The sequence below is a fragment of the Stenotrophomonas sp. 05L414_2 genome (assembly GCF_056397905.1).
Genome location: NZ_JBFTOJ010000070.1, coordinates 1 through 20,591, shown reverse-complemented (window position 1 = coordinate 20,591; position 20,591 = coordinate 1). Strand labels below are relative to the sequence as shown.

Here is a 20,591-nt window from a genome sequence, read left to right as displayed (position 1 = left end):
GTGTGGTTGCATTTTGAAACCAGGTGCACGGTAGCGCCACTGGTTTTAAACTGCAACCACAATCGAGGGAGTCCGCCATGCACGCCAACAGCCCCTGCCCCGTGGCCCGCAGCGCCGATCTGCTCGGCGACCGCTGGGCGTTGCTGGTCATCCGCGATGCCTTCGATGGCGTCAGTCGCTTTGGCGATTTCCAGCGCAGCCTGGGCGCGGCGCGCAACATCCTCAGCGACCGCCTGCGGCGCCTGGTCGAGGCGGGGCTGCTGGTGCAGCAGCCCGCCGCCGATGGCAGCGCCTACCACGACTATGTGCTGACCGCGGCCGGCCAGGACCTGTTTCCGCTGCTGGTGGCCCTGCGCCAATGGGGAGAACGGCATTGCTTCGCTGCTGGCGAAGCGCACTCGCAACTGATCGAATCCAGCAGCCGCCGGCCACTGCCCTACATGCAACCCCATGGCCGTGACGGCCAGCCCGTGCGCGCCGCCGATACCCGCGTGCGCAAGCTCAAGGGGGAAGGCGGCCGGGCCTGATCCGCCCGTTCGCGCACACCGATGGCGTCCGTGGACGGTTAGCATCGCTCGTCTCCTGCCGCTGGATGCCGCCGATGCCGAACCACGCCCGAACCCTGTCGATCCTGCTGCCACTGGTCCTGCTGCTGGCCGCACCACTGGCCTCTGCCCGCGACGTGGCAGCACCTGCAGAGCACGTGGACAGCGACGGCCCTTACCTGTTCCGTGAAGGCGCGCAGCTGAAAGCGCAGTGGATCTGCCAGGACCAGGTGGAAACCCACAGCGTGCAGGCCGGCACCGATGGCACGGAGGTTGCCGCGCGCTGCGGCTACCCGCATGCGGTGCATGTGCTGCCGCCGAACGCGCCGTCGGCATCGATACTGCCGGCCGTGCCACGCATCGTCGCCGTGTCCGACATCCACGGCCAGTACGCGCTGCTGGTCCGCCTGCTGCGCGCCAACCGGGTGATCGACACGCAGGACCGCTGGGCACTGGGCACGGATACGCTGGTGATCGCCGGCGACGTGTTCGATCGCGGCCCGCAGGTGACCGAAGCGTTCTGGCTGCTGTATGGCCTGCAGCAGCAGGCGGCCGCCGCCGGTGGCGCGGTGCATTTCGTGCTCGGCAACCACGAGACCATGGTGCTGTACGACGACCTGCGTTACGTCAATCCGAAATACCTGCGCAGCGCGCAGCTGCTCGGTCGCAGCTATCCGCAGCTGTATGCTGCCGACTCGGTGATCGGCCAGTGGCTGCGCACGTGGCCGGTGCTGCTGCAGATCGGCGATACCCTGTTCCTGCATGGCGGCATCTCGCCCGAAGCGGTGCAGATGGCATTGGACCCGGCCCACACCAATGCCGCCTACCAGGCCTCGCTGGGCATTCCCAWGGCCGAGGTGAAGGCAGACCCCGTCACCGCACCGTTGTACGACGGCAAGACCAGCCCGATCTGGTACCGCGGCTACTTCGACGGGCGCCTGGACAGCCAGGGCGTACAGGCGGTGCTCGACCGTCTCCAGCTCAAGCGCATCGTGGTCGGCCACACCTCGATGCCACACGTCAGCAGCTTCCACGACGGCCGCGTGATTGCCATCGACAGCAGCATCAAGAATGGCGAGAACGGCGAACTGCTGTTCATCGAGGACGGCAAGCTCAGCCGCGGCCTGCTGGACGGATCGCGGGTGCCGCTGGCCAAGGGCCAGCCTGGCCTGCAGGACTGAACGAAGGGCCAGCGCCGGGTGCGCCTGGCCCCCTCACGCCTGCCACCTCCCCCCGTTTGCCGCTACCCTCGGCAGCCGAGAGGCCCGCCCTGTCCAGCGGGCGGCCCATCCGCCCCCAGGAGCCCCGCGCATGCGCGTACTCATCGCAGAAGACGATCCGGACATCGCCTCTGGCCTGTGCGCCTCGATGCGCCGGCAGGGCCACGTGGTCGACCACGTGGACAACGGCGCGCATGCCGATGCCGCCCTGAACTCCACCCAGTACGCGCTGCTGGTGCTGGACCTGGGCCTGCCCCAGCTGGACGGCCGCGATGTGCTGCAGCGGTTGCGCCAGCGCGGCGATGGCCTGGCCGTGCTGGTGGTCACCGCACGCGATGGCCTGGCCGAGCGCGTGCGCGTGCTCGACCTGGGAGCCGACGACTACCTGGTCAAGCCCTTCGCCCTGGACGAATTCGAAGCACGCGTGCGCGCGCAGTTGCGCCGGGTCACCAGCAACGGCAACCCCGACCTGCGCATCGGCCGGCYGCGCCTGGACCTGACCGGGCACCGGGTGTGGATAGACGAGCAGACGCTGGAGCTGACCGCGCGCGAATTCGGCCTGCTGTCCGCCCTGGCGGTGCGTGCCGAGCGCATCGTCTCGCGTGCGCAGCTGGTGGAGGCCCTATGCGACTGGGGCCAGGACCTGACCGACAACGGCCTGGACATCGCCCTGCACCGCCTGCGCCGCAAGCTGCAGCCGGGTGGTATGGGCATCCGCACGGTGCGCGGGCTGGGTTACATGCTGGAAGACGCCAGCGCGTGATCAGCGGACCGCCCAGCCTGCGCCGGCGCCTGCTCGCCTTCCTGGCGTTGCCGATGCTGGGCCTGCTGACCTTCAACACGCTGCTGGCCTACTACGTGGCGCTGGACTACTCCAACCGCATCCACGACCGCAACCTGACCGATGACACGGTGTCGTTCGCACAGATGCTCAGCACGATGCCGGTCAGCAGCGACCTGTCTCCGCAGGCACGTTTTCTGATCGAGTACGACCCCGACGGTCATCGCTACTTCAACGTCGACAGCAGCCGCTTGGGCACCATCGCCGGCAACGCAGATTTCAGCGCCTATGCGCCCTYGCAGGACTGCAGCGGTACGCACCCGGCGCTGTACGAAGGTGAGTTGAACGGCCAGCAGGTGCGCATGTCGACGGTCTGCACCCAGGCGATGAACGATCCGCAGGACCAGCTGGCAGTGACCGTGGCCGAAAGCATGGCCGACCGTCGCCAGCGTGCGCGCGAAATCCTGATGATCGTCATTCCGCTGATGGCCATGCTGGCGCTGGGAATGGCCGCGCTGGTCTGGTTCGGCGTCACCCACGGCCTGCGTATCCTGACCCCGCTGACCTCGCGCCTGGCCCAGCGCCGCGGCGAGCTGGCACCGATTTCCGACGCGGACGTGCCCGAGGAAATCCAGCCCCTGATCAGCACCATCGATGGCCTGTTCGCGCGGCAGGCGGAAATGATCACGCTGCAGAACCGCTTCATTGCCGACGCCGCCCACCAGTTGCGCTCGCCGTTGGCGGGCATGGCACTGCACGTGGACCAGGCACTGGCGCACGGCGATCCAGAGACCGTGCGCGAAGCGCTGCAGAACATCCGCCGGCTCAACCAGCGCACTGCACGCGTCAGCACCCAGCTGCTGGCGTTGAGCCGGGCACAGACCGTGCCGGAGACGGTGGAGGCGTTGGATGTGTCCGAGCTGGTGCCGCAATGGGTGGGCATGCGCGTGCCCGAAGCGATCCGCGATGGCATCGACCTGGGCTACCTGGGTCCGCAGCAGCCGGTGCGGATACTGGGCAACGGCGCACTGCTGCACGAGGCGCTGGACAATCTTATCGACAACGCCCTGCGCTACGCCGGCGCGGATGCGACCGTCACCGTCGGCGTGCAGGCCCTGGACGACAACGATGTCGAGCTGTACGTCGAAGACAATGGCCCGGGCGTGCCCGAGGACGTGATGTCGCGGCTGGGGGAGCGCTTCTTCCGTGCGCCCGGCACTGCAGCCAGCGGCACCGGCCTGGGCCTGGCCATCGCCCATGAGGCCGTCGAGCACCTGGGCGGACGCCTGGGCTACCTCAACCGTCCCGGCGGTGGCCTGAAGGTGTCCATCACCATACCATTGCTGAAGGGCCCTTGATCCAGACGAACCGCTGAAAGGTTGCCGAAAATCGCGCTTGCGATGCTGGCCTTCCCGACTGCCGCGCTGGAGCCGACTGGTGCCTGCATCCCATGAGTTCTTTCTTCCCGGTGGCCCGCAGGGTGTCCTGCTGATCCATGGCCTGACCGGCACGCCCGCCGAAATGCGCATGCTGGGCAAAGGGCTGAACAACGCGGGCTTCAGCGTGCATGGCGTGCAGCTGCCGGGTCACTGCGGCAGCGTCGAAGACCTGCTGCAGACCCGCTGGGAACAGTGGTACCAGGGCGTGGAAGACGCGGCGGCGGACCTGCGTGGCAAGGTCGAYCAGCTGTTCGTCGGCGGCCTGTCGATGGGGGCGGTACTGGCGCTGGCGCTGGCCGCGCGGCGGCCGGACTGGGTCTCCGGCGTGGGGGTGTACGGCGCCACCTTCCGCTACGACGGCTGGAACATTCCGGCGGTCGCACGCTTCTCGTTCCTGTTGCCGTGGTTCAAGCGCCTGGGGATCGGCCGCGACCGCATGTTCATGGAAGAGCCGCCGTACGGCCTGCGCGACGAGCGCCTGCGTGCGCAGGTCAGCGCCGCCATGCTCTCTGGTGACAGTGCCGCTGCCGGCCTGCCAGGCAACCCGTGGCATGCATTGGCCGAAATGCGTGCACTGAGCACCTGGACACGCCGTCACCTGCACCAGGTCACGGCACCATGCCTGGTGATGCATGCCCGCGAGGATGACGTGGCCAGCATGGGCAATGCCGAACTGGTGATCTCGCGCGTCAGCGGACCGACCGAACTGGTTGTACTGGAAGACAGCTACCACATGATCACCATCGATCGCGAACGGCGCGAAGTGATCCGCCGCAGCGCGCGCTTCTTCAGCGACATCGGCGAACGTGCGGGCGTGCTGCAGGCGGTCGCCTGAGATGGGATCGCTTGCGACCCTGCTGTGGCTGGTCAACGTGGTGCTCGATACCGGCGGCCAGTTGGCCTTCAAGGCTGCCGCCAGCGACCCGCAGGATGTCGAAGGCCTGCAGCGCTGGAAACACATGTTCGGCCGTCCCTGGCTGTGGCTGGGCATCGCCTGCTACGTGCTTGAATTCGTCGCCTGGATCGCCTTCCTGTCGCTGGTGCCGTTGTCGCAGGGCGTGCTGCTCGGCTCGATCAACATCGTCGCGCTGATGGTGGCCGGCCGCATCCTGTTCCGCGAGCGGCTGACGCCGTTGCGGGTGACCGGCATGCTGCTGGTCAGCGCCGGCGTTGCCGTGGTCGGAGCCGGAACATGAGGCGGCTGTACCTGGTCGGCTTCCCGCTGCTGATGGCCTTCGACACCCTGGCCCAGCTGTGCTTCAAGTATGCCGGAGACGCCGCGCTGCCGGTCGAGGCCAACAGCGCATGGCTGCTGCGCGTGCTGTCACAGCCTTGGGTATAYGGCGCGATGYTCGGTTACGTCGGCGCGTTCTTCACCTGGATGAGCCTGCTGCGGCACGCGCCGATCGGCCCTGCGTTCGCGGCCTCACACCTGGAAGTGATCAGCGTGCTGCTGCTGTCGGCGTGGCTGCTGCACGAACCGTTGACGCTGCATCACCTGATCGGTGCGGTGCTGATCGTGGCCGGCATCATCTGCCTGGGCCGTGCCGAGGCGGATGATCCGCATGCAGTTACCGAAGCGGCCCCGTGAGCCTGCTGTCGCGCGAGTTGCCTCCCACCGCTGGCCTGCCCCTGCAGGCCAGCGATTTCCTTCCCGGCGGCGGCGACCTGTGCACGATTCTGGCCGGGCAGCTGGGCACGCCGCCGCTGCAGCTGACCTGCTCGGGCACCCATGCCCTGCTGATCGCCCTGCGCACCCTGCGCAGGCGCGCGCCGCAGCGCGATACGGTGATCCTGCCGGCCTATACCTGTCCGCTGGTACCGATTGCCGTGCACAGCCTAGGCCTGCGCATACACCTGTGCGATACCCGCCGCGACCATTTCGATTTCGACCCGGTGGCGCTGCACGCCGCAGCCGATGCACGCACGCTGGCGATCATTCCCACGCATCTGGGCGGGCGCATCACCGATGTTGATCGCGCATGTGCCATTGCGCACCGCGTCGGTGCGTGGGTGATCGAGGACGCTGCACAGGCACTGGGTGCACGCGTGGCCGGCAACAGCGTCGGCCTGCGCGGCGACATCGGCTTCTTCAGCCTGGCCGCCGGCAAGGGCCTGAGCCTGCATGAGGGCGGCCTGCTGCTGACACGTGATGAAGAACTGCGTGCGGCATTGATCGAGCAGGCCGCAGGACACACGCCCTTCAACCCGCGCTGGGAGCTGACGCGCAGCCTGCAGCTGCTGGGCCTGGCGGCCTGCTACCGCCCTTCCCTGCTGTCGCTGGTGTATGGAAATCCGCTGCGGCGTGCCCTGCGCCGTGGCGACCTGGAAGCTGCGGTGGGTGATGTGTTTCCACTGGATATTCCGCAGCATCGCGTCAGCCGCTGGCGGCAGAACGTCGGGGCACACGCTGCACAGCGCCTGCCCGCCTTCCTGCAGGCCGCCCGCCTGCGCGCGCTGCAGCTGYGCGTGCAGCTGGAATCGCTGCCTGCCGTTGAAGTGGTGGACGGGATGCCTGGCACTCTTGGCACCTGGCCGATGCTGATGCTGCTGCTGCCCAGCGAACTTGCGCGTGACAAAGCGCTTTCATCGCTGTGGCAGCGCGGCCTGGGTGTCAGCCGCATGTTCATCCACGCCCTGCCGGACTATGCCTATCTGCGAGGCGTCGTCGCAGACGCGGACGTACCCAATGCCCGCGACTTCGCCGCCCGCTCCCTGACCGTGGGCAACAGCCCCTGGCTGACCCACGAAGACAGCTGCGAGATCGTGAAGGTACTGGCTGGTCAGTAGAGGTTGAAGCCGGGCAAAGCCTGCTTCGCGCTCACTGGCTGAACGCTTCCCGAGTGCCTCCGTTCGGGCTTTCAGGTGGAAAGGAACGAGAAAGACGGCCTGCCTACATTGGCCCCGTCGCCGGCATCGTGCCAAGGCCTCTCTTCATCGACGGAGCTGCCCATGCAATGGAGCATCCTGTGTGACTTCGATGGCACCATCAGCCTCGAGGACGTCATTGATTCGCTGCTGGAAAACTTCGGCCAGCCCGGTTGGCAGCAGCTGGAAGACCAGTGGCGCTCAGGCGAGATCGGTTCGCGTGAATGCATGCAGGGCCAGGTCCGCCTGCTGAAGCTTGATCCGGCCACCCTCGATGCACACCTGGACCAGGTACGGATCGATCCGGGCTTCGCCGCTTTCGTCAAACGCGCGCAGGCGTTGGGCCTGCCACTGCGCATCGTCAGCGACGGCCTGGACTACGCAATCCATCGCATCCTCGCCAATCACGGCCTGCCGCCGCTGCCTGTGGTGGCCAATCACCTGCGCTGGTCTGACGGCCATTGGCAGCTTGAATCTCCCTACCAGGCCGAAGGCTGCCGCAGCGGCACCTGCAAGTGCACCTGCGCGGCGCAGGCGCGTGCTGACGAAGCTCCCCGCGTGCTGATGATCGGCGATGGCGCCTCCGATTTCTGCGTATCCGAACACGCCGATTTCGTGTTCGCCAAGCGTCGCCTGATYGCCCATTGCACCRACGCCGGCATYCCCCACGCCGCCATCGACACCTTCCACGACGCYACTGCGCTGYTGCCGCGCCTGCTCGACGGCAGCCTGCTTCARCCCTCGCTTCCGCGGCTGCTCGCCACCGCCTGATCGCTCCGCCCGTTGCTTCCTTTGAATGCCCTCTCCGGAATCGAACCGATGAATATTTTTGACAAGAACGCCGATGCCGCCATCACCGATGCACAGCTGCTGGCAGATGAAGCCCGCTACAGCTCCTTCGGCGACACCGTGCACTACGTTGATCCGCCGAAGATCTTCCAGCGCTGCGAAGGCAGCTACATGTTCGATGCCGCCGGCACCCCGTACCTCGATCTGCAGATGTGGTAYTCGGCGTGCAACTTCGGTTACGCCAACCAGCGCCTGAACAATGCGCTGAAGGACCAGATCGACACCCTGCCGCAGGTCGCCAGCCAGTACCTGCACCCCACCCGTGTGCAGCTGGCCAAGACCATCGCGGTGGACATGCACGAGAAGTTCGGCCTTGATGGCCGTGTGCACTTCAACGTCGGTGGTGCGCAGGCGGTGGAGGATTCGCTGAAGATCGTCCGCAACGCGCGCAACGGCAAGAGCCTGATGTTCGCCTTCGAAGGCGGCTACCACGGCCGCACCCTCGGCGCCTCGTCGATCACCTCCAGCTACCGCTACCGCCGCCGCTACGGCCATTTCGGCGAACGCGCGATGTTCATCCCGTTCCCGTATCCGTTCCGTCGCCCGAAGGGCATGACCCCGGACGAGTACTCCGACCACTGTGTGCACCAGTTCGAGCGCCTGTTCGAAAGCGAGTACAACGGCGTGTGGGATCCCAAGGTCGGCCAGGCCGAGTACGCCGCGTTCTACGTCGAGCCGATCCAGGGCACCGGCGGCTACGTCATTCCGCCGCGCAACTTCTTCAAGGGCCTCAAGCGCGTGCTGGACAAGTACGGCATCCTGATGGTCGTCGATGAGATCCAGATGGGCTTCTGGCGCACCGGCAAGCTGTGGGCCATCGAACACTTCGATGTCACCCCGGACGTGCTGGTGTTCGGCAAGGCGCTGACCAATGGCCTCAACCCGTTGTCTGGCCTGTGGGCGCGCGAAGAGCTGATCAACCCGACCGTGTTCCCACCGGGCTCCACCCACTCCACCTTCAACTCCAATCCGCTGGGCACGCGCCTAGGCCTGGAAGTGCTGAAGCTGGGCAAGGAGATGGACTACGAGCGCACCGTGCCGGAGAAGGGGGCCTACTTCCTCGACGGCCTGCGCGGTCTGCAGAAGCGCCATCCGGAAATCGGCGATGTCGATGGCCTCGGCCTGGCACTGCGTGCGGAAATCTGCGCCGCCGATGGCTTCACCCCGAACCGTGAACTGCTGGACCGCATGGTCGACATCGGCCTGGCCGGCGACCTGCTGCACGACGGCAAGCGCATGGGCCTCGTGCTCGATGTGGGTGGCTGGTACAAGAACGTGATCACCTTCGCGCCCTCGTTGAACATCAGCTACGAAGAGATCGACCTGGCGATTACCCTGCTGGACCAGCTGCTGACCAAGGCCAAGGGCTGAGCGGGAATGCGCTGCCGGTTCCCGTGCCCCGCATGGACATGATCCCGCGTGTATCCAGCACCGCGCTGGAACCGGCCGCGCTGCTGGAGGGCTTCCTGGCCCACCCTCCCCTGGGGTTCGATGCCAGCCGCCTGCCCAGCGGCCTGCCCAGTTTCCGTGCGCCATTGGATCTGACCACAACCCTGGACGATGCACTGCGCTCGCGCCTGCTGGGGCTGCCGCTGTCGCGCCTGTGGCGGCCGTGGCTGACCTGGCAGACGCGGTTCATCGGTGCCACCAGCACCGAGTACACACCGCTGCCGGCGCATGTGTCGGCGGCTGCACTGGCCGACGACGTGCTGCGCCATGGCGTCGGTGACAGCCGGCTGCTGGTGGTCAAGGATCTGGCGATCGATTCGCCCTTGCTGGACGATGCCGCCAACGCACACAGCCACGCCTTCCTGCAGGCGCTGGAAGCACGCGGTTTCATCCCGCTGGAAGGCATGCCGCTGGCATGGGTGGCGATCGATTTCGATTGCATCGACGCCTATCTGGCACGCCTGTCCGCAGCGCGTCGCAAGAACATCCGGCGCAAGCTGCGCTCACGCAGCAACCTGCAGATCGACTGCATCGCCACCGGTGACCCTGCCCTTGCCGAACCGCGGCTGCAGGCCGAACTGCATGCGCTGTACCTGCAGGTGTATGCACAGAGCGCCGTGCATTTCGACCGGCTTGAGCTACCCTTCTTCCAGCACCTGCTGGCAGATACGCAGGGACAGGGGCGCTTGTTCCTTTACCGCCACAACGGCGAGCTGATCGGCTGGAACCTGTGCTACGTGCATGCCGGCAAGCTGGTGGACAAGTACATCGGCCTGTCCTATCCGCAGTCGCGCGACCACAACCTGTACTCGGTCAGCTGGATGCACAACCTGGAATACGCGTTGCAGCACGGCCTCAGCCACTACGTTGCCGGCTGGACCGATTCACGCATCAAGGCCGAACTGGGTGCCCGCTTCACCTCCACCGTACACGCGGTGCATGCGCGTTCGCCGCTGCTGCGCGCCGTCCTGCGCAGGCTGGCCCCGCACCTGCAGGCTGAGCCGGATGGAGGAGGCTGACCGATGCAACTGCGTCCGCCGCTGATCCTCGACCTCGATGGTGGCGTACTGCCATTGCCACAGGCACGCACGCTTGCGCTGCAGCACTGGCATGACCCGCTGCGCTTTGCCTGCCGCAACGCCACGCTGTCACGCTTCGCCACTGAAGTTCTTCGGCCGCTGCCGGCACAGCTCGGCACGGTCATGCTCGGCAGCGGCGACTTCCACCATCTCAGCCTGCCGCTGCTGCAGCACCTGCACACGCGTGCCCCGTTCCAGCTGGTGGTGCTGGACAACCATCCGGACAACATGCGCTTTCCCTTCGGCATGCACTGCGGTTCCTGGGTCAATGCTGCCGCCGCATTGCCGCAGGTATCGCATGTGCATGTGCTGGGCATCACCTCCGCCGATATCGGCCTGGGCCATGCGTGGGAGAACCACTGGCGGCCGCTGCTGGGGCGGCGGCTGACCTACTGGTGCATGGATGTGGATGTGGGCTGGGCCAGCCGCGTGGGCATGTCAGCTGCCTTCCGCCACTTCGACCATCCCGAGGCCCTGGTCGCCGCGTTCGCCGCCGAACAGGCGCAGGCCCCTCAACCGACCTACCTGTCGATCGACAAGGACGTGTTCGCTGAAGATGTCGCCCGCAGCAACTGGGACCAGGGCCGCTTCCAGCTTGAACACGCGCTGATGGTGATCGAGGCCCTGCGCACCGGTGGACTGGTGGGCAGCGACATCACCGGCGAGGTGTCACTTGCCAACTACCAGAGCCGTTTCAAGCGCTGGTTGTCATCGCTGGATGGTCAGCCCGACGTCAGCGCCGATGATCTTCCGGCATGGCAGCAGCAGCACCAGCAGGTGAACCGCGAACTRCTGGCGGCGATGGCCGCCGTTCCGACGGCCTGCTGAGCGGGGGTAGTGCCGGCCGCTGACCGGCAGCTGTACCACGATGTGCCAACCAAGGTTGGCACCTGCCAGACCCAGGCAGAGTCGGTAGTGCCGGCCGCTGGCCGGCAACCTCGTTGTTCCCGACCTCGTTGTTCCCGGGCTCACGAGGATGCCGGCCAGCGGCCGGCATTACACTGGACGTCTGCCCCAGGAGCCCTCGCCATGCCCCAGACCGTCATCCCGCAGCTGCGCATGCGCCATGCCGATACCAGCCTGCCCTTCTACGTGCAGGGCCTGGGCTTCCTCGTCGACTGGGAGCACCGCTTCGAACCCGGCTTCCCGCTGTTCGCCCGGCTCACCCGCGAAGGCCAGACGATCTTCCTGACCGAACACACCGGCGACTGCGAGGTGGGCGGTGCGGTGTATTTCATCGTCACCGACGTCGATGGCCTGCACCGCGCGTTCAGCGCTGCGGGAGTATCCATCGAGCAGCCGCCACACGATACCGACTGGGGAAGCCGCGAGATGCTGATCGTCGACCCGGACGGCAACCGCCTGCGCTTCGCCACCGACGCTGGCTGAATGCCACGCGCTTGAACGGGGATATACGCTTCGTATACGCTTCGTATACTCCCAATCGAGAACGCCCATGGGCATCGTCAACATCGATGACACCCTGCACGACCAGCTGCGCCGTGCCTGCACCGTCTCCAACCGCTCGATCAACGCCCAGGCCACGTTCTGGATCCGGGTCGGCATGCTGTGCGAGATGAACCCGACCCTGAGCTTCCAGGACGTCGTCGCCAGTGAACTGCGCGCCGCCGGTGTGCAGCCGCAGCTGCTTGCCCCCGGGCGGGCCTGAGCCGATGGCCATGATCAAGCGCCCCGACGAGATCGACCGCCTGGCCGAGTCCGGACGACTGCTGGCGCAGGTCTTCGCCATGCTCGACGCCCTGCCTCTGCAGGGTCGCAGCACGCTGGAGATCAACGACATCGTCGAGCGGATGATCGTCGACGAGCTGCAGGCGCGGCCCGCCAGCAAGGGGCAGTACGGGTTCCCGTACGTGCTCAATGCCTCGATCGACAACGTCGTCTGCCACGGCATGCCGTCGGCCGATGACGTGCTGCGCAATGGCCAGATCGTCAACCTCGACATCACGCTGGAGAAGAACGGCTACATTGCCGATTCCAGCACCACGTATGTTGTGGGTGATGCCGACTACGCCGCGCGCAAGCTGGTGCAGGTGACCTACCAGGCCATGTGGAAAGGCATCGCCGCCGTGCGGCCCGGCGCGCGCCTGGGCGATATCGGCCACGCCATCGCCCGCCACGCCCGCAGCCACGGCTACAGCGTGGTCAAGGAGTACTGCGGCCACGGTATCGGCCAGGAGATGCACGAGGAACCGCAGATCCTGCATTAYGGCCATGCCGGCACCGGCATGGAGCTGCAGGAAGGCATGGTGTTCACCATCGAGCCGATGCTCAACCAGGGCAAGCCTGCCATCCGCCAGCAGCCCGACGAATGGCCGGTGTATACCCGTGACGGCAAGCTGTCGGCGCAGTTCGAGCACACCGTGGCCGTGACCGGCAGCGGCGTGCGCGTGCTGACCCTGCGCCCTGGTGAAACCCCGTTGTGCGCGCTGGATGCGGCCTAGAGCGGGCGCAGCAGCAACAGCAGCGCAAGGCACAGCATGAAGGCCGCCACGCCAGCATCCAGCAACCGCCATGCTGCCGCGTTGCGGAACACCGGCTGCAGCAACCGTGCGCCGAACCCCAGCCCACAGAACCAGAGCACGCTGGCCACGCAGGCGCCCGCTGCGAACGCCCAGCGCAGGTCACCCGGGTAGCGCGTGGACAGGCTGCCCAGCAGCACCATCGTATCCAGGTAGACGTGCGGGTTGAGCAGGGTGAACGCCAGGCAGGCCAGCAGCACCTGCCGCCGGCTGCCACCACTGGCATCGGCCGCGGCCAGCGCGCTGCCACCGCGCCACGCGCGCAGCCCAGCCTGCAGCCCATAGCACAGCAGGAAGGCGGCCCCGCCGAAGCGCAGCACCTGCAACAGCAACGGCCACTGCAGCACCAGCGCCCCCATGCCGCCCACGCCGGCCAGGATCAGCGCGATGTCCGCGCCCATGCAGGCCAGCACCACCATGCCCACGTAGCGGTGCTGCAGCCCCTGGCGCAGCACGAAGGCGTTCTGCGCGCCGATGGCGATGATCAGGCCAGCACCTGCAAACAGACCGGCCAGGGCCGCAGCAATCCACATCCGACGCTCTCCACCTTGAGAAGAGGCGCAGGGTGCGACCAACGGACTCGTTAAGGCAAACTGGTTTTTCTTTATCCTGTGCAGAAAAACTGAAGAGGCACCGCGTGGACCTGGTACATCCGCAGTTGAGCGCCTTCACCGCCGTGCTCGAAGAAGGCAGCTTCGAGGCCGCCGCACGCCGCCTRTCGATCAGCCCGTCGGCGTTGTCGCAACGGATCAAGGCGCTTGAAGACCGGCTGGGCCAGGTGCTGGTGGTGCGCCAGGCCCCGTGCCGGCCTACTGCTGCCGGCGAAGTGCTGCTGCGGCGGGTGCGGCCGATGCAGGCACTGCAGGCCGAAGCGCTTGCCGAACTGCTGCCGGAACGCGGCAGCGATGCCACCCGTACACCGATTCCGCTGGCGGTCAACGACGATTCGCTGGACACCTGGTTCGTCGCCGCCATCGCCGAGCTGCACCAGCGCCACGGCTACCTGTTCGACCTGCGCATGGACGACCAGGACCACACCCTGGAACTGCTGCGCACCGGCAGCGTGCTTGGCGCGGTCACCGCCGAACGCAGACCGCTGAAGGGTTGCAACGTGCATCCGCTGGGCGCGATGCGCTACCACGCCATCGCCTCACCGGCATTTGCGCGCCGCCACTTCAGCACGGGCATGCAGGCCGAGGCGTTGGCCTCGGCGCCGATGATCGTGTTCAACCGCAAGGATGAACTGCAATGGCGTTTCCTGCGCAGGCTCACCCGCGCGCGAATGCAACCGCCCGTACACTACCTGCCCTCCTCCACCGGCTTCGTCGATGCTGCCGCGCGTGGGCTGGGCTGGTGCCTGGCACCGGAGGCCCTGGTCAGGCCAGCGGCAGAGGCCGGACAGATAGTGGTGCTGGAACCGCGTCGCTGGCTCGACGTACCCTTGTTCTGGCAGCATGCCGCCGTGCGTTCGAGCACGTTGCAACACATCACCCACGCGCTGCGTACCGCCGCGGGCAATACCCTACGTTGAAAAGAGCATGATCCAGACCACCGCAGACCCCGGCTTCACGCGCGGACCACTACCGTTTGCCCACTTCTTCACTACAGGAACGGCATGCGCCTGAGCTGCCCACGGACAAGGATGCATCGCGCGCTCGGCGCTGCCGGCCTGGCCTTGCTGGCCAGCCTGCCGCTGGCTGCAGCGGCACAGACCAGCGCGCCTCCCGCACTGGAATGGGAACAGGCGCGGCAGCGTCTGGAACAGGTCTCCGACGCGCTGGCCGCTGCTGATGCCGGCGTGCGCAACAAGGAAGACCTGCACGAGGCCACCCGCCTGCTGCGCCTGCCGGAGATCACCGGCGAAGTGCGGCGGCTGCAGTTCCAGAAGACACTGACCCTGCCGCTGGGCTCGCTGGCGCCGGTGGCCGAAGCCTTTGGCATCGACTCACCGCTGTCGTTCACCGAGCGCGACTGGCGCACACGGCCGGTGGTCACTGCGGTGCTGCCGCTGTACACCGGCGGCCTGATTCCGGCCGCGCAGCGTGCTGCCGGCGCGGCCAGCGAACAGGCCAGCGCCGAGCGCGAAGCGCAGCGGCAGTCGCTGACCGTGCAACTGGCCCAGGCCTACTTCGGTCAGCGCTTGGCCGAACAGGCAGTGGTCGTGCGCCGCGACGTGCGCGATGGCTTGAACCGCCACCTGTCCGATGCCGAGAAACTGGAACGCGAAGGCTTCGCCACGCGTGCGCAGCGCCTGCAGGCCACCGTCGCCCGCGACAAGGCCGAGCGCGAGTACCAGAAGACGCTCAATGATCTGGCCACGCTGAAGGCTGCGCTGGCCACGCTGTTGCGCAGTGGCGGCGATGTGCAGCCGCTGTCGCCGCTGTTCGTGCAGCGCGCGCCGCTGGAACCGGTCGCCAGCTTCGAGCGCACCGCGCAGGCACGGCAGCCGCAGATCGCCCGCCTGCGGGCGATCGTGGCGCAGGCCGAACAGGGCGTGCGCGTGCAGCAGGCCAAGCTGAAGCCAACGGTATTCCTGTTCGGCCAGTACGACTTCCGGCGCCGCGACGAAATGCTGACCGATCCGGACTGGGCGTTTGGCATCGGCCTGAAGTACACGTTCCTGTCGCCGAACTCACGGCCGGCACAGATCAGTGCGGCACGCGCGCAGCAGGAACAGGCCGAGGCCGGCCTGCGCGAGGCCGAGAACCAGGTCGCGCTGGGTGTGCGCAAGGCCTGGAACGAGCTGGAAACCGCACGCCAGCAGTTCGTGCTGCTGGACAGCAGCATCGCCCAGGCCGACGAGAACCTGCGCCTGCAGGAGCTGGCCTTCCGCGAAGGCCAGGCCACCTCGCTGGACGTGATCGACGCACGGCTCGGTCTTGGCGGTGCCCGCGTTGAACGTGCGCAGGCCGCCTACCAATACGATATCGCCTTGGCACAACTGCTCGAGGTGAGTGGACAGATGGACCGCTTCGAAGACCATCGGCGGCGTGCAGACGAGGTAATTGATCATGAGTGATGTGTTGCACGACGAAGCAACGACGCCCCCGGGCAAGCGCCGGCTGGGGCCGATTCTGATGGTGGTGCTGCTGGTGGCGGTGGTGCTGGGCCTGTGGCTGGCCTGGCGCAGCCCCGCCGACCAGATCCAGGGCATGGCCGACGCCGACACCCTCAACGTGTCGGCCAAGATCACCGCGCGCGTGGCCGAACTGAAGGTCCGCGAGGGCGATCGCGTGCAGGCCGGGCAGGTGCTGTTCCTGCTCGACAGCCCCGAAGTAGCAGCCAAGGAACAGCAGGCACACGGCGCACTGGCTGCGGCGCAGGCGGTGGCCGACAAGGCTGCCGAAGGCGCACGCAGCGAAGACATCCGCGCGGCCGAAGCCAACTGGAAGCGCGCCGAAGCCGGTGCCACGCTTGCCGATGCCACCTACCGGCGCGTGCAGAACCTGTTCAACGAAGGGGTGATGACCCGGCAGAAGCGCGATGAAGCGGCGGCCCAGGCCACCAGCTCGCGCGAACTGGCCCGCGCCGCCCGCGCCCAGTACGACATGGCGTTGACCGGCGCGCGCGAACAGGACAAGCGTGCCGCGCAGGGCCAGGTGCAGCAGGCCCAGGGCGCGGTGGCGGAAGTCAACGCCGCGCGCGTTGAAGTGGAAGGCCGCGCGCCGGTGGCCGGCGAGATCAACAAGCGCATGGCCGACCCGGGCGAACTGGTACCAGCCGGCTACCCGGTGTTCACTCTGGTCGACATCGACCGCATGTGGGTGTCGATGAACCTGCGCGAATCGCAGATGCAGGGCCTGAAGGTCGGCAGCAAGCTGCAGGGCAGCGTGCCGGCACTCGGCAAGGACGGTGAGTTCGAGGTCTACTTCATCAATCCCGCGGGCGACTACGCCACCTGGCGCACCACCCGCCAGTCATCGGGCTATGACGTGCGCAGCTTCGAAGTGCGGGTGCGCCCGGTACGCCGCATCGAGGGCTTCCGCCCCGGCATGAGCGTGCTGTTCGCATGGCCGCAGCACTGAACACCAGCCGCAGCAGCTTCGGCAGCTCATGGCAGCGCGAACTGCGCCGGTTGCGCAGCAGCCGTGCGGACCTGGCGCTGGTCACCGTGCTGCCACTGTTGATGCTGGTGGTGATGGCCTGGATGTTCTCCGCATCGGTGATGCGCGATGTGCCGATTGCCGTGGTCGACCTTGACCACAGCAGCGACAGCCGCCTGCTGCTGCGCATGCTCGACGCCAGCCCCGGCGTGCGCATCGCAAGCCAACCGGTCGATATGGATGAGGCGCGCGCGCAGCTGCGTCGGCTGGAGGTGTTCGCGGTGGTGCTGGTGCCGCGCGATGTGACCCGCCAGGCGCTTCGCGGCCGGCAGGGCACGGTGTTTTCCTATTACAACGCCACCTACATGACCACCGGCCAGTCCGCCGCGCGGGATATCGGCGACGCGGTCTCTGCGTGGAACGCGCGGTTGCTGCGCGAACGCATCGGCCTGCAGGTCGGGCCGGGCAAGCTGCGTGCCGCCCCGATCGCGGTGCAGTCGGACATCCTGTTCAATCCGGCGCGCAGCTACGAGCTGTTCCTGCTGCCACTGATCTTCCCGGCGGTACTGTCGCTGGTACTGGCGCTGGCCGTGGCCGGCAGCCTCGGCCGTGAGATCCGCGACGGTACCCTGCCCGCCTGGCTGGGCCATGCACCATGGTCGGCCATTGCAGGCAAGGTGCTGCCCTACGTGCTGCTGTTCTCGTTGTACGGCGCGCTGGGCGCGGCCTATCTGGCCTGGCTGCGTGGCGACGGCATCGCTGGCAGCGTGCTTCTGCTGCTGCTCGCACAGCCGCTGTTCTACCTGGCCACCGCGGCCTATGCCCTGTTCTTCGTCGGCGTCACCCGTGACATGGGCACGGCCCTGTCCGCCGTGGGCCTGAGCATCGGCACCGCGCTGGCGTTCTCCAGCGCCACGTTCCCGGTGATCGACGCACCGTTGTTCACCCGCGTCTGGCACCTGCTGCTGCCGCTCAGCGCCTACATCAAGCTGCAGACCCAGCAGCAGTTCATCGGCTCGCCGTTGGCGGTGTCGCTATGGCCGCTGGCCACGCTGCTGCTGATGATCGCGGTTGCTGGCGGCATCGGCGGCTGGCGCCTGCTGGCGTTCGCGCGCACGCCGCAGGCCGCGCAGCCGGCCGGGGCAGGCACATGAGCCGGATCTGGCACAGCCTGCGACAGACCCTGTTGGCCGTGCTCTGCGACCGCTACGCGATCGTGGTGATGGTCGGCGCGGTGATTCTGTACTCGTTCTTCTACCCCGCCGCCTATCGCCACCAGGTGGCCGGCAACCTGCCCGTGCTGGTCGTCGATGAAGACCACAGCGCGACCAGCCGCGAACTGCTGCGCAAGCTCGATTCGCTGCGCGTGGCCCATGTGGTCGGGCAACCGGCCGACCTGCAGGAAGCGCGCGCACAGCTGGAGGCCGGCCATGCCGAAGGCATCGTGCTGATCCCGGCCAACCTAGAACGCGACATCCTGCGCGGGCATCCGGCCAAACTGGTGCTGCTCGGCAACGGCGCCTATCTTGGCCGCGCCAGCTGGGTGCTGGGCAGCGTGGCCGATGCACTGGGTGCGTTCGGCCGTGAGGCGGCGGTCACCCAGGCCGCGTTCATGGGCGCGCCACAGGCACCACCGGTCACCCTCGTGCAGCGGCCCTTGTTCAACACGCAGGAAGGCTATGGCAGCGCGATCGTGCCCGGCGTGGCCGAACTGATCGTGCACCAGACGCTGCTGATGGGCATCGGCGTGCTGCTCGGTGGCCGCCGGCTGGTGCTGGGCCGGCGCCTGCAGTTCGACCTGCCTACCCTGACCGGCATGGCCCTCGGTTTCGGCCTGATCGGGCTGTTCGGGCTGTTCTGGTACGCCGGCTTCACCGCCTGGGTGCAGGACTATCCGCGTGGCGGCAACCCGCTCGGCCAGCTGCTCGGCGGCACCCTGTTCATCGCTGCCACGGTGGCGTTCGGGCTGTTCGTCGGCAGTTTCTTCCGCACGCGCGAACGCGCCTTCCAGTACATCATCGCCACCTCGATCCCGCTGTTCTTCCTGGCCAGCCTGTCGTGGCCGGCGGTGATGACCCCGCGCCCGCTGGTGTGGCTGGCGCAGCTGCTGCCGACCACCTCCGGCATCAACCTGATGGTGCGCCTGAACCAGATGGACGCCAGCCTGGCCGAGGTCAGCCGCGAACTGATCACCCTGGCCGTGCTGCTGGTGCTGTACGGCGCCCTCGCCCTCTGGCGTCTGCACAGCCCAAAGGGGACGAAGGGGATTAAGTCGTAGCTGGCACGGAGAGGGAGAAATCGACTTAATGCCCTCCGTCTCCTTTTACGGCTCCGGCGCGTACCAGAACGGGATGCTGTATTCGCGACGACGGCTGGGGCCGCGTTCGCCGCCGTCCACGTTCCAGACCAGTCGCAGGTCATGCCGGCCCGGCTCCAGGTCCGCCATCGGCAGATAGCCCACCAGCCCRCGCATGTCCAGGTCGCGGCGTTCCATCGGCACGAAATCATGCAGGTCGACCTTGCCGCCGTCGAGCTGCACCGTCCACAGCGTGGCCATGCAGTTCACCGCTGCTGTCGCGGCCAGTGCGCCCTGCGCTTCGTTGCGTGCACCACCGGCGCAGCGCTGTCGCGCCACCGGGTTGTCACGCTGCGGGCGATGGGGAATGAACAGGCGCAACCGCGATGCACTGATGGTATCGGCCGGAATCATCGGATAAGGCAGCAACTGGTCGTGCGCCGAGCGCAGCGATTCGTAGTGCGCGCCCAGCATGCCGTGGTTCACTGCCTCCTCGGTCAGCACGCTGTAGCGGTTGAACAGCGAGAACGTCATCGAGCCATAGACCTGCAGGGCGGCGAGCACCATCGCCAGCATCACCGCCGAAATATAGATCACCGTGAACGAGCGGCCGCGCAGGTTGCTCTGCAGGGTCCACTGCATGGTCTGCAGCAGGCGCAGCATGGGTACCCGCTGCAGGCCAGCCAGCACCGACTGCAGTCGCTTCTCCTGCCGTGCCGTGTCCAGGCCCCGCGCGCGACGCCGCGCGATCGACTTTTCCAGCAGCATCGGCACCATCGCCAGACCGAGCAGACAGAGCATCAACACCGCAACGATTCCCAGCGTGATGCGATCGACATCGCCGAAGGCGGCGCCGATGGCCATCGCCACGCCAAGCGAGACAATGGCTACCACCAGCGTGCCGGCCAGGGTCTGCACGCACAACAGCGTGGTCGAGAACAGCATGGTGGCAAGCCGGTCCGCGCGTTCAATGGTGCCGTCGAGGCCGCCGTCGCGCTGCTGCAGGAACGCGCGTGAGAACGGCCCCAGCATCGTCAACCGATCCCAGTCGATACCGTTGGGGAAGTGCGATTTCAGGCCGATCAGGCCGATCCAGTAGCCGCGCACGGCCAAGTGGATGATCAAGGCCACCGCCAGCACGTAGCACATGCCGACGCCGATGCTGAAGGCGAACCACAGCGCCTGGAAATAGACACCTTCGGTATGCAGGCTGCTGCGCGCCCACGCATCGAACAGGTAGCCCGGCACGGCGAGCAGTGCGAAGGCGAGCAGGCCGGAAATGAACAGCTCCAGCTCGTCGGTGCGGTCACGCACGCGGGAGTAGCTGGCTGTCGTGCGAGGCATTGCATCAGCAACATCGGACGGTTCCCGACGGTCTACAGCGCTCGACTTGTTCACTGGCGATTCATCCCTGGAGGTCGGCGCAGTATAGGCATGCGCCCTGCCCCACGGAACGGGTCCGGAAACGGAGAACGCCGGCAC

22 protein-coding genes are annotated in these 20,591 nt (G+C 67.1%); 20 read left to right on the top strand and 2 right to left on the bottom strand.

From position 1 onward, the window contains the following. Positions 1-77 precede the first annotated feature (77 nt). The 15 genes from AC1DJN_RS11690 (at position 78) to map (ending at position 12,692) form a co-directional block, all read left to right on the top strand. On the top strand, positions 78-527 hold the full coding sequence (locus AC1DJN_RS11690; RefSeq protein WP_032976028.1) for a winged helix-turn-helix transcriptional regulator: 450 nt from the start codon (positions 78-80) through the stop codon (positions 525-527). 74 nt (positions 528-601) lie between these two features. Next, positions 602-1,726, top strand: coding sequence for a metallophosphoesterase (locus AC1DJN_RS11685; RefSeq protein ID WP_478039231.1), 1,125 nt, complete (start codon positions 602-604; stop codon positions 1,724-1,726). A gap of 130 nt (positions 1,727-1,856) precedes the next feature. Then, positions 1,857-2,528, top strand: coding sequence for a response regulator (locus AC1DJN_RS11680; protein WP_478039230.1), 672 nt, complete (start codon positions 1,857-1,859; stop codon positions 2,526-2,528). Next, entirely contained in the window at positions 2,525-3,904 is a 1,380-nt protein-coding gene (locus AC1DJN_RS11675; protein ID WP_478039229.1) for a sensor histidine kinase, read from the top strand. Before AC1DJN_RS11680 ends, AC1DJN_RS11675 begins: the two co-directional genes overlap by 4 nt. A gap of 79 nt (positions 3,905-3,983) precedes the next feature. After that, positions 3,984-4,820 (top strand): alpha/beta hydrolase, encoded by an 837-nt coding sequence (locus tag AC1DJN_RS11670; protein ID WP_025873779.1) that lies wholly within the window; start codon positions 3,984-3,986, stop codon positions 4,818-4,820. Between the two features lies 1 nt (position 4,821). Then, the gene (locus tag AC1DJN_RS11665; RefSeq protein WP_032976025.1) at positions 4,822-5,181 is read left to right on the top strand and encodes an EamA family transporter; all 360 of its coding nucleotides are present in this window, start codon (positions 4,822-4,824) and stop codon (positions 5,179-5,181) included. Next, entirely contained in the window at positions 5,178-5,576 is a 399-nt protein-coding gene (locus AC1DJN_RS11660; protein WP_478039228.1) for a DMT family transporter, read from the top strand. The genes AC1DJN_RS11665 and AC1DJN_RS11660 overlap by 4 nt, the downstream gene beginning before the upstream one ends. After that, positions 5,573-6,775 carry a DegT/DnrJ/EryC1/StrS family aminotransferase gene (locus AC1DJN_RS11655; RefSeq protein ID WP_478039227.1) on the top strand — a complete coding sequence of 401 codons (1,203 nt, stop codon included), beginning with the start codon at positions 5,573-5,575 and terminating at the stop codon, positions 6,773-6,775. The genes AC1DJN_RS11660 and AC1DJN_RS11655 overlap by 4 nt, the downstream gene beginning before the upstream one ends. Before the next feature lie 162 nt (positions 6,776-6,937). After that, the gene (locus AC1DJN_RS11650) at positions 6,938-7,624 is read left to right on the top strand and encodes an MtnX-like HAD-IB family phosphatase (RefSeq protein ID WP_478039226.1); all 687 of its coding nucleotides are present in this window, start codon (positions 6,938-6,940) and stop codon (positions 7,622-7,624) included. A 48-nt stretch (positions 7,625-7,672) separates the two neighbouring features. Beyond that, entirely contained in the window at positions 7,673-9,073 is a 1,401-nt protein-coding gene (locus AC1DJN_RS11645; RefSeq protein WP_032976023.1) for an aspartate aminotransferase family protein, read from the top strand. Positions 9,074-9,105: 32 nt separating this feature from the next. Next, a complete protein-coding gene (locus tag AC1DJN_RS11640) occupies positions 9,106-10,170 on the top strand; it encodes a GNAT family N-acetyltransferase (RefSeq protein ID WP_032976022.1) in 1,065 nt (354 codons plus the stop codon). 3 nt (positions 10,171-10,173) lie between these two features. After that, on the top strand, positions 10,174-11,058 hold the full coding sequence (locus AC1DJN_RS11635; RefSeq protein WP_032976021.1) for an arginase family protein: 885 nt from the start codon (positions 10,174-10,176) through the stop codon (positions 11,056-11,058). 201 nt (positions 11,059-11,259) lie between these two features. Then, positions 11,260-11,619, top strand: a complete 360-nt coding sequence (locus tag AC1DJN_RS11630; RefSeq protein ID WP_032976020.1) for a bleomycin resistance protein — start codon at positions 11,260-11,262, stop codon at positions 11,617-11,619. Between the two features lie 67 nt (positions 11,620-11,686). Further along, a complete protein-coding gene (locus tag AC1DJN_RS11625) occupies positions 11,687-11,899 on the top strand; it encodes a ParD-like family protein (RefSeq protein WP_025873788.1) in 213 nt (70 codons plus the stop codon). Between the two features lie 10 nt (positions 11,900-11,909). Continuing rightward, positions 11,910-12,692 carry a type I methionyl aminopeptidase gene (gene map, locus AC1DJN_RS11620; protein ID WP_442251361.1) on the top strand — a complete coding sequence of 261 codons (783 nt, stop codon included), beginning with the start codon at positions 11,910-11,912 and terminating at the stop codon, positions 12,690-12,692. On the opposite strand, the gene AC1DJN_RS11615 is transcribed toward map, so the two are convergent. Continuing rightward, positions 12,689-13,303, bottom strand: a complete 615-nt coding sequence (locus tag AC1DJN_RS11615; RefSeq protein ID WP_032976017.1) for a LysE/ArgO family amino acid transporter — start codon at positions 13,301-13,303, stop codon at positions 12,689-12,691. The genes map and AC1DJN_RS11615 overlap by 4 nt on opposite strands. Positions 13,304-13,407: 104 nt before the next feature. Between AC1DJN_RS11615 and AC1DJN_RS11610 the strand changes: the two genes are divergently transcribed. From AC1DJN_RS11610 to AC1DJN_RS11590, 5 genes are all read left to right on the top strand, one after another. After that, positions 13,408-14,301, top strand: coding sequence for a LysR family transcriptional regulator ArgP (locus AC1DJN_RS11610; RefSeq protein ID WP_032976016.1), 894 nt, complete (start codon positions 13,408-13,410; stop codon positions 14,299-14,301). Positions 14,302-14,412: 111 nt separating this feature from the next. Further along, the gene (locus AC1DJN_RS11605) at positions 14,413-15,789 is read left to right on the top strand and encodes a TolC family protein (RefSeq protein ID WP_181950189.1); all 1,377 of its coding nucleotides are present in this window, start codon (positions 14,413-14,415) and stop codon (positions 15,787-15,789) included. Next, positions 15,782-16,795 carry an HlyD family secretion protein gene (locus AC1DJN_RS11600; RefSeq protein WP_442251360.1) on the top strand — a complete coding sequence of 338 codons (1,014 nt, stop codon included), beginning with the start codon at positions 15,782-15,784 and terminating at the stop codon, positions 16,793-16,795. Before AC1DJN_RS11605 ends, AC1DJN_RS11600 begins: the two co-directional genes overlap by 8 nt. After that, the gene (locus AC1DJN_RS11595; protein ID WP_032976015.1) at positions 16,780-17,967 is read left to right on the top strand and encodes an ABC transporter permease; all 1,188 of its coding nucleotides are present in this window, start codon (positions 16,780-16,782) and stop codon (positions 17,965-17,967) included. Before AC1DJN_RS11600 ends, AC1DJN_RS11595 begins: the two co-directional genes overlap by 16 nt. Further along, positions 17,964-19,091: an ABC transporter permease gene (locus AC1DJN_RS11590; RefSeq protein ID WP_032976013.1), complete on the top strand. Its 1,128-nt coding sequence runs from the start codon at positions 17,964-17,966 to the stop codon at positions 19,089-19,091. The genes AC1DJN_RS11595 and AC1DJN_RS11590 overlap by 4 nt, the downstream gene beginning before the upstream one ends. Positions 19,092-19,136: 45 nt before the next feature. Here AC1DJN_RS11590 and AC1DJN_RS11585 read toward each other — a convergent pair whose 3' ends face one another. Next, positions 19,137-20,453 carry a hypothetical protein gene (locus AC1DJN_RS11585; RefSeq protein WP_200867499.1) on the bottom strand — a complete coding sequence of 439 codons (1,317 nt, stop codon included), beginning with the start codon at positions 20,451-20,453 and terminating at the stop codon, positions 19,137-19,139. Positions 20,454-20,591: the final 138 nt, after the last annotated feature.